This window comes from Moraxella nonliquefaciens (assembly GCF_001679005.1).
Taxonomy (GTDB): Bacteria; Pseudomonadota; Gammaproteobacteria; order Pseudomonadales; family Moraxellaceae; genus Moraxella; species Moraxella nonliquefaciens.
Genome location: NZ_LXTW01000003.1, coordinates 276629 through 288898 on the forward strand (window position 1 = coordinate 276629; position 12270 = coordinate 288898).

Genomic DNA, 12270 nt, shown 5'->3' on the forward strand with positions numbered 1-12270 from the left:
TTTTTATGGCGGATAATGGTCAAATACCACTTGAACAATGAAGCGATGTGGTTTATAGTGTTATTTTTTGTGGTTTATTGGAGCGTACTTATGCGTATTATTTTATTAGGACCCCCAGGGGCAGGTAAAGGCACACAAGCTCAGTTCATCTCAAAGGAATTTGGCATTCCCCAAATTTCCACAGGAGACATGCTTCGTTCTGCCATCAAAAACGGCACAGAGCTTGGCAGGCTTGCCAAAAGTGTGATGGATGCAGGTCAGCTTGTCTCTGATGAACTTATCATTGATTTGGTCAAAGACCGTCTGACCAAGCCAGATTGTGCCAATGGCTGTATTTTTGATGGTTTTCCACGTACCATCGCCCAAGCCCAAGCGTTGGCAGATGCAGGCGTGGACATTGATTATGTGATTGAGATTAGCGTCCCTGACGATGAGATTGTCAATCGCATGTCAGGTCGCAGAGTTCACCTGCCATCAGGTCGCACCTATCACATCATGCACAATCCGCCAAAGGCAGATGACAAAGATGATTTAACAGGTGAGGAGCTGGTGCAACGTGATGATGACAAAGAAGATGTGGTCAGAGACCGCCTGTCGGTATATCATACCCAGACCGCCACACTCGTGGGTCATTATCAAGCAGTGGCTCAGTCTGGTGAGAATGCCCCATCTTATCATAAATTTGATGGTATTCAATCCATTGATGTGGTCAAAGAGCAGATTTTTTCGGTGTTAAAAGGTTGATTTTCTACCAAAGGGCGTACCTGCTTTTATGGTCAAGTTTAAAAAATCCGCCCAATTTTATTGAGCGGATTTTTTTAGTGCTTAAAGTATTATTTGGGCATTAAAGTATCATTCGTAATTTTCAATGCTCGGGCAAGCACAAATCAGATTTTTATCGCCATAAACATCATCCACCCGACCCACCGAAGGCCAGAACTTATGTGCCTTGATATAAGGTAATGGGAAGGCAGCTTCTTCACGGCTATACGGATGCGTCCATTCGCCTGTTATAACAAAGGCGGTGTGTGGGGCATTGACAAGTGGATTGTCATCTGGTGTCCAACCATCTTCGCCTGTTTGCACCTTTAAGGCCTCTTGTTTGATTTGCTTTAAGGCACTGATGAGGCGGTCAATCTCTGCTTTGCTTTCAGATTCTGTTGGTTCAATCATGAGTGTGCCTGCCACAGGAAATGACATGGTTGGTGCATGAAAGCCATAATCCATCAAACGCTTGGCAATGTCAGTTTCAGAGATGCCTGTTTGTGCTTTTAATGGGCGAATGTCAATGATACATTCATGAGCCACACGCCCATTTTTACCAGTATATAAAACAGGATAATCTTCGCTTAGCTTAGTTGCGATATAATTGGCGTTAAGCAGTGCTTGTTTGGTGGCTGATAAAAGACCATCACGACCCATCATGGTGATATACATCCATGAAATTGGCAGGATATTTGCCGAACCATAAGGAGCGGCTGAAACCGCCGAACAGTCAGACTGGGCATTAAACACAGGTGCAACACGATGATTTGAGATAAAAGGTGCTAAGTGTGATTTTAGACCAATTGGCCCCATGCCAGGCCCGCCACCACCATGTGGGATGCAAAAAGTTTTGTGTAAATTCATGTGTAGCACATCTGCCCCGACATCAGCTGGCTGCATGATGCCAACTTGTGCATTCATGTTAGCACCGTCCATATACACCTGTCCACCGTGAGCGTGAATCATATCACAAATATCACGAATGCCCTCTTCAAAAACCCCATGCGTTGATGGATAAGTAATCATCAAAGCACCAAGCTTATCGCTGTGTTCATCACATTTGGCTTTTAGGTCATCAATGTCCACATTACCATTATCATCGGTTGCAACGACCACAACTTTCATGCCCATCATCTGGGCAGTTGCTGGATTGGTGCCGTGTGCTGAGCGGGGGATTAGGCAGACATTACGCTCATCTTGACCCATACTTTCATGATAGCGACGAATGGCGAGCAAGCCTGCATATTCACCAGATGCCCCTGAATTGGGCTGCATGCTGATTTCATCAAAGCCTGTGATGGCTTTTAGCTGGGCTTGTAGGCTCTCAATCATCTGAATGTAGCCTTTGGTGTCTTCGCTGGGTGCAAATGGGTGCACATTTGCAAACTCATCCCAGGTGATGGGCAACATCTCACTGGTGGCGTTTAATTTCATGGTACAAGAACCCAATGAAATCATTGAACGGTTCATCGCCAAATCCTTATCCTCTAAGGATTTTAGGTAGCGTAGCATTTGGTGTTCGGTGTGATGACTGTTAAACACAGGATGGGTTAAAATGTCATCTTGTCTTAATAAATCGCCCAATTGAATCTGGATGGCATCAAGACTGCCTTTGACCCCAAAGATTTGACACAGTTCATCAAACTCTGCTTCATCGGTGAGTTCATGAAATGATACAGAAATACCGCCATTGTCATGCTGCCATAAGTTGTAGCCTTTGTCTTTGGCGGTCTTAAAAATCGTTTGTGCCTGCCCTCCACATTCAACCAGTACGGTATCAAAAAACACATCATGACGCACTGCCAGCTCTGATGATTTGACCGCTTTGGCAAAGGCGACCGCTAGGGCATGAATGCGTGTGGCAATGCGTTTTAGCCCTACCGCCCCATGATAGACGGCGTACATGCCTGCCAGATTGGCAAGGAGTACTTGACTTGTGCAAATGTTTGAATTGGCCTTTTCACGGCGGATATGTTGTTCACGGGTTTGTAGTGCCATGCGTAGGGCGGTATTACCTTGGGCGTCTTTTGATACGCCAATGATGCGACCAGGTGCCGAGCGTTTGTCTTTGTCTTTAAAGGCAAAATAGGCAGCATGTGGCCCACCAAAACCCATCGGAATGCCAAAACGCTGTGTGCTTCCCAAAGCAATATCAGCTCCCATATCAGCAGGGGATTTTAAAAGCACAAGGCTCATGATATCGCTGGCAACGATGGCATAAGCTCCGTTGTCTTTGACAGCGGTGATGACATCGGTCAAATCCACCACATCGCCATCTTTACCGACATACTGGAAAAATGCCCCAAAAAACTCACCATTTTTGGCAACATCAAAATCGCCCATCACAATTTCAAAGCCAAAATATTTGGCACGAGTATGAATGACATCAAGGGTCTGTGGGTAGGTACGCTCATCTACAAAAAAGGCGTTGGATTTTGATTTACTCACACGCCTAGCCATCGCCATCGCCTCAGCGGCGGCGGTTGCTTCATCCAACAGGCTTGCCCCTGCCAAATCCATGCCAGTTAGGTCAATACAAACTTGTTGAAAATTAAGTAAAGCTTCAAGCCGACCTTGGGCAATCTCAGCTTGATAGGGAGTATAGGCGGTATACCAACCGGGGTTTTCTAGCACATTTCGTTGGATGACCGCAGGCAGGCGAGTAGGGGAGTAGCCTTGACCGATATAGCTTTTGGCGACGGTAATATTATCTGCCATGGTACGCAGTTTTGCCAAGGCATTATGCTCACTCATGGCTTTTGGTAAATCCAAATCTTTATTCAGACGAACGGCTTTGGGAACGACAGCATCAATAAAGCTGTCCAAATCATCAAAACCAACGGTTTGTAATAAGGCTTGTTGTTCATTGGCATCTTTACCAAGATGACGATGAACAAAAGCATTTTCATAGAATAATTCTGAAAAATTGTTAAATGACATAAAGTTTTCCTTGTGCTGGGCTTTAAAAGTTAGTCAATGGGTGTTTAAATTGATTAACCATTGATGGATGATTGATATTTTATCAATTATTTGCCCATTTAATTGCCAATAATACAGGATAAAGGTATATCAGATGGGGCATGTGGTAAAATCAAATTTGCCAATGGCTAATCAATTTAAACAATTTAAACAAGGGCAAATTTTTACCCTTGCTTGATGATTTGAACAGTTTAATGATTTAAACAGCTTACAAAGCACTCTGGTACTCTTCGGCACTAAGTAGGTCATCATAATCGGCCACATTGGCAGGTTTGATTTTAAAGAACCATGCTTTGCCATAAGGGTCTTCATTGGCAAGCTCTGGACTGTCTACCAGCTCTTCGTTAATCTCAACGATTTCACCTGCGATTGGGGCATAGACATCGCTCGCTGCTTTAACTGATTCTACAACGGCAATCTCTTCATCAGCAGAGACGGTGCGACCGACTTCTGGCAACTCAACAAATACCACATCACCCAGCAAATCTTGGGCGTGGTCTGTGATACCAACGGTGATGATACCGTCATCTTCTAGTTTTAGCCATTCGTGGCTGGCAACATATTTTAAATCAGCGGGGATATTACTCATGGGTCTCTCCTGTGAGTTTGGTGAATAAATGGGGGTTAATGGGTTAAAAGGGTGTACTTAAAAGCGGTGTACAAGGATTGTCAAGCTATTGATAGACGCATTGTTTGCTTGCTTCATCATAACGACCGCCATCATCTAAGCATGTGTCTTTGGCATCACAGCCTACCAATAATAAAATAACCAAACCTGCACATAGGTATTTCATATGATTTCAATTCCTAAATCAATTTCTAAACATAATAAAACGAACATAAAGACCCAAAAGCACGCTTGATGCTTTTGGTCAGTTTTTCGGTATACAATCAATCAAATTGCTTTTTGCCATGTCTGACAAATGGTAATTTGAGTACACGCACATCCATCTCTTTGCCACGCATGATAACTTTGGCATGCTCGCCTGTAAAGCTGGCAGGCACACGAGCGATGGCGATGGATTGGTTTAGAGTTGGGGAGAATACTCCGCTGGTGGTGATGCCAGACCCATCTTCGGTAATCACTTCCATGGCAGCACGAAGTACACCGCCTTTGGCAAGTAGTAACCCAACTTGACGCATTTTGATGCCGTCATTTTTTAGGGCGATAAGGGCGGATTTGCCGATAAAATCACGATTTTCATTTTTTAAATCAACCGTCCATGCCATGCCTGCTTCTAGGGGGCTGACATCGTCTGTCATGTCGTTGCCGTATAGATTCATGCCAGCTTCCATACGCAAAGTATCTCTGGCACCAAGTCCACACGGAGCAACACCTGCTTTGACAAGCTCATCAAAAAACAAGACCGCCTCATCTGCTGGCATGACCACCTCAACGCCATCTTCGCCTGTGTAGCCTGTATAAGCGACAAACCAATCATCACCCAAATCCACACCGACAAAGGGTTTTAGGGCATTGACTTTGTCTGTCCATTCAAGCTTGACGGCAAGAAGTTTGGCGATGGCATTTGGCCCTTGGATGGCAAGCATGGCAACATCATGGCGTGGGGTCAAAGTTACACCAAATGCCCCGCCAACTTTGGCAAAGTGTGCAGAGTCTTTTTCACGGGTTGCACCGTTTGAGATGATGCGATAAGCACTCTCATCTTCGTTCATGCGATAGACGATAAGGTCATCGATGACGCCGCCATCATCGTTTAGCATGGCAGAATATAAAGCCTTACCGACAAAGCCTAATTTGGCAACATCGTTAGCAAGTAGCTTTTGTAAAAAGGCTTTGGCGTTATCACCGCTGATGTCGGTAACCAGCATGTGCGAGACATCAAACATGCCTGCGTCTGTCCGCACGGCATGGTGTTCATCAATTTGTGAGCCATAATTGACAGGTAACTCCCAACCGCCAAAATCAACAAGTTTGCCATTGTGTTCGGTGTGAGCATCAAATAAAGGGGTGCGTTGTGGAGCGGTCATGAGGTGTCCTTAACTTTATGACTTTATGGGATTTTCTTGATTATTATTAACAAGTATTAAAAAGTTATTAACAACAATAAAAACAAAAAATCCTATGGGTAGATTGTCAAAAAACACCCCATCTGTCCTGTTACCTGAGATTTTCGTCAGGTGATTTGTCAGTTGTCAAATCAAATCACCCACTTGTTCCCTTCGGTGGTGCAAGCACGCTCTCCAGAGTGGTTAATTTATGTGTTATCATAAATTAAGTCTTTCAGTCCTTGTTACCTGAGCGATTATAGGGGGCTTTAAATCCTAAAAAATAAATTTAAGATTTACAACATTACGCCTTCGGTGATTGCTTTTGCAACACTCTCCTGAAAAACATCCCTATTATGAAAAAAAATGCTACAATTTACAAGCAAAATTTGCAAATTTTGTAAAATAATTTGTAAAATTGAGTTCATGCAATTATTATGCAATGAAATATTAATGTTTAAGGTACAAAAATGCACTGTGATATTTATAAATTTCCAAAAAACCCTGACTGGTATGTCTATATCGCCCGCCCAAATTATCCTGATGATACCGATGAGATTTGTGATTGGTTTGAGGTATTACCATCTGATATGCGGTCAACATTGGGGTTTGGTCAATTTGTCATGCACCTAGATTTGTCATCAAGACAAAAATTGGCTCAGGTGGACATTCATCAAGTTAAAGCCAAACTTAACGAACAAGGCTATTATGTTCAAGCACCACCAACGCATGTATTAACCCAGCAAGCCCTTGTCAAAGCCAAATCTTTGCAAGACAAAAAATATGATTAAAAATTATTAATTTTTCCAAAAACATGCTACAATGGGAAGATTATTTTTGTAACTGACAAATTATGCAATGGTTAAAAGAGCTTGTTAAAAGCCTACCCTTAGATGTTATTAGCGAATACATTGCCAAACTTGTGATTTGGTGGTCAAATTTGGTTAAAGACATTCCAGATAAGGACTTGCCGTTTTTAGCATATATGGGTGCGTCTGCTTTGGTGCTACTTTTGCTCATATTTGTGGCACGTGTCATGCCACGCCCCATTGGTGGCATGTTGTGGGCGTTGGCGTTAGCAGTGCTTTTGACCCCCGGTGATACATTGACGGGCACAGGACAGATTGCCCCTGCGGTAGCAAATGTGGCTCACAGTGTTTTGATGGGCGATGTATCAGAGGCAAGAAATGCTTTTTTACCAATTTTGGCGGTGTTTATTATGTTGCTATTTTTGGGGGCGATTTGGCAGGTTTTACGTGGGATAATAGAGGTAAATATTGCCAAAACCAAACAAAAATCACGCATCCAAGAACAAAAAAGACTGCTTGAAGAGATGGATAAAAATATCCAAAAATCTTAAATCACCCTTTTTTTTATAAAAAAATTCGTGTATAATAGCCAACCTTGTTAAATGATTGGTTTGTATCAATCAATTTTCAATCTCCTTGCTGTTATCTGTGATAATGGCTGTTTTAATCCGTAGGGAGTCCTTATGAGACATTATGAAGTGGTGCTACTGGTACATCCAGACCAAAGCAACCAAGTTGCCGACATGGTAACTAAGTACCGTTCTATCGTAGAAGATAATGGCGGTAATAACCATCGCCTAGAAGATTGGGGTCGCCGTCAATTGGCTTATCCAATCAATAAAATCCACAAAGCACACTATGTTTTGCTAAACATTGAGTGTAACGATGAGACATTGGCACAGTTAGAAGAGTTGTTCAAATACAACGATGCCATCATTCGCAGTCTTATCATTCGCCGTGATGAAGCCATTACCGAACAATCTCCTTTGGCAAAAGAAGCCGAAGACAAACGCACTCGTAAAGCCAACCGCCGTAACGATGTTCGCACTCAGGAAACTGAGAGTGAAGACAATGCAAGCGAATAATTAAGGAGATAACTCATGGCTCGTTTCTATCGTCGTCGTAAATTCTGCCGTTTCACCGCAGAAGGCATTACCCACATTGATTATAAAGATGTTGAACTTTTAAAACAATACATCAGCGAAAATGGTAAAATCACTCCAAGCCGTATCACGGGTACTTCTACTAAGTATCAACGCCAGCTTGCAGTTGCCATTAAACAAGCTCGTTATTTGGCTCTATTGCCATATACCGACAACCACAAGTAATTAGGAGACCATCATGCAAGTTATTCTATTACAGCGTGTCGTTAATCTTGGTAAGCTTGGCGAGACTGTTGATGTAAAAGCAGGTTACGGTCGTAACTATCTCATCCCACAAGGCAAAGCACTGCCTGCTAATGAAGCAAATATTGCTAAGTTTGAAACTCGCCGTGCTGAGCTAGAAGCACAAGAAGCCCAAGAACTACAAGAAGCCCAAGAACGTGCTGATGCTCTGTCAGACGTGAATGTCATCATGCGTGCCAAAGCAGGTGATGAAGGTAAATTGTTCGGTTCTATCGGTACTCGTGATATCTCTGATGCACTGACCGCTTCTGGCTTGCCAGTTGATCGTGCAGAAGTGAAGTTGCCAGAGGGCACACTGCGTCAAGTGGGTGAATATAAAGTTACCATTCAGCTACATCACGATATTACTGCTGACATTCTTGTTACCATTTTGTCAGAAGATGGCGAGAACAAGGTTGATGAAGATGATGAATGATTAATCATTATACATTAAAATCCCCAATCTTTTTAGTTTGGGGGTTTTTATTTGTCTGATAAAACCTTATTACTCAAATAAGTCAAGTGGTATTTTTGATTAACATTGGCAAAAACCACTCATGTTTGGATGGGTGCTTTTTTGATTGTATCATGACATCAATGAGTGTTCGCCCCAGATGCACAGAATAAGAATCCATTTTCTTGTGCCATCAAGTCCAGTTCATGCAATTCACAACGAACAAAAAGGACAAAGCAGTCATGGTTTTGACTGACATCATCCATGAACTCATCAGGTAAATTTTTGCTTAAAAGTCGCCAAAAGTCAAGCGTGTTAAGATTGGCGTATCTTAACAACAATTCTTTAATTTTGTCTTTGTTTTTAAGCAGTAATTGATACAGTTTAGTATCGGTTAAGTTGTCATCATCGGACGAGTTGAGATTGTTGTGTGTTATAGGTTTTATTTGTGATTTATCACTCAAAGAAAAATAATCGCCGTGATTGATTTTTTGATGTATCACGCCATCAGTGTTTAGCAGGAGTTGCCTAAAAGTTTTACAACCAAAATCTTTTGGATTATAGCCTTTATTCTTTAATTGAGTGCCTAAATAACCAATATGTATCCACGCATCATCTTTTGAGTTATTTTCATTAATGGCGGCTAGGATATCACTGAGTAATTGCTGGTTATTTATTTTGTCAGAATTGTCAGTTTTGGCTTTTGACAGCTCTGAATTATTTGGTTTTTCACGGACATTTAACGTGGTCTTGTTAACTTGTTTGGTTTCAAATAAACTTATCTTCTTAATCAATAAACCCCATTTTTTAAAACCATAAGTATTTGGTTCTAATTTTGAATAATGATTGTTTAAATATTGAATGACCGTACCAAAATTTGCCCAACCATTTTCTTGGTTTTTGGCAATACTTTCTTTGATGGCATTGATTAAAGTTAATTCTTTATCAAGTTTTTCTCCGGACCATTGTGTATTAATTGAATTTGTAGAGTTTATGGTGGGTCTAATCCTGATATAAATGGTAGAATTTTCCTTTTTAATCTCAAAGATATCTATGACATCAATCAGCTCATAAAATTTATCATAACCGTAATCATCAGATTTAATGGTTGGATATTTTTTTTGAAAATAAGATGAAAATACGGCATAATTTACCCAACCGTCATTATCCATTTTGCTGTTGTTAATGGCATCTTTTAAGGCATTTAGTAGTTTAGTGTTGCATTTTAATTGACTGGCAGGAATTTTTGCTGTCGGTATGGTGGTATTTGGGTTTTTTGGTGAGACATGAACAGATGGTGTGCATGGTAATTCAAAGAACTTTGAACATACTTGACGAAATTCTTTAATGGCTTTATGTTCACCGAAACCAAAGACCTGAACATTGCCCTGTCTTAGGCGTAATGCCAAACCAATAAAATCGCTGTCTGATGAGATAATGCAAAAACCATCATACTTACCTGCATGCCACAAATCAATGGCATCAATGGCAAGAGCAAGGTCGCTAGAATTTTTGCCTGTGCTATAACTGCTTTGGCGTTTTTTCTCAATGGCGTATTTTAAAATGGCATTTTCCCAAGATGATAAATTCGGTTTGGTAAAATCACCATAAATACGTTTGGTGGTTATCTGACCAAGATGATTGATTTGCTCAAAAATCCAATCAATCCTTTGATGGCTGACATTATCTGCATCAATGAGAACAGCGATATCATGTAACATATTTATTCCGTTTATGTTGTTAGCTGCCACCTTGTGTCGTGGCAGTCTTAAATATCATGATTTATGCCAAAGTCGCTCCTGCTACCATGCTGTCGGGCAGTAATACAACGGTCAATTGCCCATCTTTTTCAGCTGATAAAATCATGCCTTCACTAATGCCAAATTTCATTTTACGGGGGGCAAGGTTGGTTACACAAATCACCGTTTTGCCTTGCAACTCTTCGGGTTGATAAAATTTGGCGATACCGCTAAACACATTGCGAGTTTGTTTTTCACCTTTGTCATCCACATCTCCCACATCAAGGGTAAATTGCAGTAATTTGTCTGCCCCTTTGACGTGGTTGCATTCAAGAACTTTGGCGACTTTCATCTCAACTTTGGCAAAATCATTAATGTTAATAAAGGTGTTTTGGTCGGTGGTTTCCACAGGCTTACTCTCTTTTTTGGATTTTTGGGCTTTTTTGGTGTCGGTTGGTTGTAGGTTTTCTTTTGAGTTATCAACCATGGCTTGCACTTTTTTGGGGTCAATGCGTTGCAAAAGTGGCTTAAATTCATTGATAGAGTGCGTTAAGACGTTAAAACGTTCATCAAAATTCATCGTCTCAACATTTAAGAATGAGCGAGATTGCTCGGCAAGCGTTGGCAACACAGGCGATAAATAGACCATGATTTTGTGAAATAGGTTTAGCCCCACCGAACAGATGTCTTGGACTTCTTGGCTGTTTGGATTTTCTTTGGCAATTGCCCATGGTTTTTTGTCATCAATGTACTGATTGGCAAGGTCGGCAAGTGCCATAATTTCACGAATGGCACTGCTAAATTCACGCTTTTCGTAGTGTTTGATGATGTGTTCGCCAGCATGGATGAATTGATTGACAAGTTTGGGTTCGGCACAAGTATCGGAGAGTTTATTGGCAAATTGAGTATTGATAAATTTAGCACAGCGACTGGCAATGTTCACCACTTTACCAACAAGGTCAGCATTGACTTTGGTGATAAAATCATCAAGATTTAAATCCGAATCCTCCACTTTATCAGACAACTTTGAGGCAAAATAATAACGCAGATATTCAGGGTTTAGGTGTTTTAGATAGGTTTCAGCTTTGATAAATGTGCCACGAGATTTGCTCATTTTTTCACCATTAACGGTCAAAAAACCATTCACAAATAGAGCTGTGGGTGTACGATAATTTGCCCCAGAGAGCATGGCAGGCCAAAACAGAGCATGAAAATAAACGATGTCTTTGCCAATGAAATGATACACTTCGGTGGTGCTGTTCGGATTCCAATAGTCGTCAAATGACAAATTAGGGCGATGGGTGGTCAAGTAATTTTTAAAACTTGCCATATAGCCAATTGGAGCATCTACCCACACATAAAAATATTTATCGTCTGTATTTGGGATTTTAAAGCCAAAATAAGGAGCGTCTCGGCTGATATCCCAGTCGGTAAGTCCTGCCTTGAACCACTCGTCTAATTTATTGGCGATAGAGGCGGGCAATCGTCCTTCATCTCGTGTCCATTTTTGTAAAAACTTGGTAAAGTTCGGTAATTTAAAAAAATAATGGTCAGATGTTTTTTTGATGGGTGTTGAATCACTTAGGGTAGAGCGTGGGTTGATAAGTTCGGTGGCATTGTAGGTCTTGCCACACACTTCGCACGAGTCGCCATATTGGTCATCTGCCTTACATGCTGGGCAGGTGCCTTTGATAAAGCGGTCGGACAGAAACATTTGTTTTTTGGGGTCAAAAAGCTGAGTCACAGGTTTGATGACAATGTTGCCTGCCTTGTGATTGGCAAGATAAATCTCTTTGCTGTATTGGTAATTGGTGTCTGAGTGTGTGCTGTCATAATAATCAAAAGATACACCAAAACGGTCAAAGTCTCGTTTATGTTCAATCTGTACGCTTTGTATTAGCTCCTCTGGTGTGATGTTATTGTCTTTGGCACGAAGCATAATCGCTGTCCCATGAGCATCATCGGCACAGACATAAATCACATCATGTCCCATAGACCTCATGGCACGCACCCAAATATCAGCTTGGATATAGCCCAAAAGATGCCCCATATGGATAGAGCCATTGGCATAGGGTAGGGCGTTGGTAACAAGAATTTGGCGTTTGGCTGTCATGATGTGCGTACCTGTT

At 41.5% G+C, this 12270-nt stretch carries 11 protein-coding genes and 2 riboswitches; of the genes, 6 read left to right on the forward strand and 5 right to left on the reverse strand.

Annotated elements, in window-relative coordinates; all coding sequences use genetic code 11:
* Positions 1-90: 90 nt before the first annotated feature.
* A complete protein-coding gene (adk, locus tag A7456_RS02420; protein WP_067007410.1) occupies positions 91-744 on the forward strand; it encodes an adenylate kinase in 654 nt (217 codons plus the stop codon).
* A 108-nt stretch (positions 745-852) separates the two neighbouring features.
* Here the strand turns inward: adk and gcvP are convergent, their stop codons facing one another.
* The 3 genes from gcvP to gcvT form a co-directional block, all read right to left on the reverse strand.
* Positions 853-3705 (reverse strand): aminomethyl-transferring glycine dehydrogenase, encoded by a 2853-nt coding sequence (gcvP, locus tag A7456_RS02425; protein ID WP_067007197.1) that lies wholly within the window; start codon positions 3703-3705, stop codon positions 853-855.
* A 247-nt stretch (positions 3706-3952) separates the two neighbouring features.
* Positions 3953-4333: a glycine cleavage system protein GcvH gene (gene gcvH / locus A7456_RS02430; protein ID WP_064636723.1), complete on the reverse strand. Its 381-nt coding sequence runs from the start codon at positions 4331-4333 to the stop codon at positions 3953-3955.
* Between the two features lie 302 nt (positions 4334-4635).
* Complete coding sequence (gene gcvT, locus A7456_RS02435) at positions 4636-5736, reverse strand: glycine cleavage system aminomethyltransferase GcvT (protein ID WP_067007200.1); 1101 nt, start codon at positions 5734-5736, stop codon at positions 4636-4638.
* 112 nt (positions 5737-5848) lie between these two features.
* A riboswitch (glycine riboswitch) is annotated at positions 5849-5963 on the reverse strand.
* A 17-nt stretch (positions 5964-5980) separates the two neighbouring features.
* A riboswitch (glycine riboswitch) is annotated at positions 5981-6105 on the reverse strand.
* A 119-nt stretch (positions 6106-6224) separates the two neighbouring features.
* Between gcvT and A7456_RS02440 the strand changes: the two genes are divergently transcribed.
* From A7456_RS02440 to rplI, 5 genes are all read left to right on the forward strand, one after another.
* Positions 6225-6545 (forward strand): YcgL domain-containing protein, encoded by a 321-nt coding sequence (locus A7456_RS02440; RefSeq protein ID WP_067007202.1) that lies wholly within the window; start codon positions 6225-6227, stop codon positions 6543-6545.
* A 62-nt stretch (positions 6546-6607) separates the two neighbouring features.
* Positions 6608-7114: a hypothetical protein gene (locus A7456_RS02445; RefSeq protein WP_067007204.1), complete on the forward strand. Its 507-nt coding sequence runs from the start codon at positions 6608-6610 to the stop codon at positions 7112-7114.
* Between the two features lie 132 nt (positions 7115-7246).
* Complete coding sequence (rpsF, locus tag A7456_RS02450; RefSeq protein ID WP_067007207.1) at positions 7247-7648, forward strand: 30S ribosomal protein S6; 402 nt, start codon at positions 7247-7249, stop codon at positions 7646-7648.
* 15 nt (positions 7649-7663) lie between these two features.
* Entirely contained in the window at positions 7664-7891 is a 228-nt protein-coding gene (gene rpsR, locus A7456_RS02455; protein WP_003657491.1) for a 30S ribosomal protein S18, read from the forward strand.
* Between the two features lie 13 nt (positions 7892-7904).
* A complete protein-coding gene (gene rplI / locus A7456_RS02460; protein ID WP_066885843.1) occupies positions 7905-8384 on the forward strand; it encodes a 50S ribosomal protein L9 in 480 nt (159 codons plus the stop codon).
* Between the two features lie 158 nt (positions 8385-8542).
* Here rplI and A7456_RS02465 read toward each other — a convergent pair whose 3' ends face one another.
* Both A7456_RS02465 and metG read right to left on the reverse strand, forming a co-directional pair.
* A complete protein-coding gene (locus A7456_RS02465; RefSeq protein ID WP_067007210.1) occupies positions 8543-10123 on the reverse strand; it encodes an NYN domain-containing protein in 1581 nt (526 codons plus the stop codon).
* A gap of 61 nt (positions 10124-10184) precedes the next feature.
* The gene (gene metG, locus A7456_RS02470; RefSeq protein WP_067007213.1) at positions 10185-12254 is read right to left on the reverse strand and encodes a methionine--tRNA ligase; all 2070 of its coding nucleotides are present in this window, start codon (positions 12252-12254) and stop codon (positions 10185-10187) included.
* Between the last annotated feature and the right edge of the window lie 16 nt (positions 12255-12270).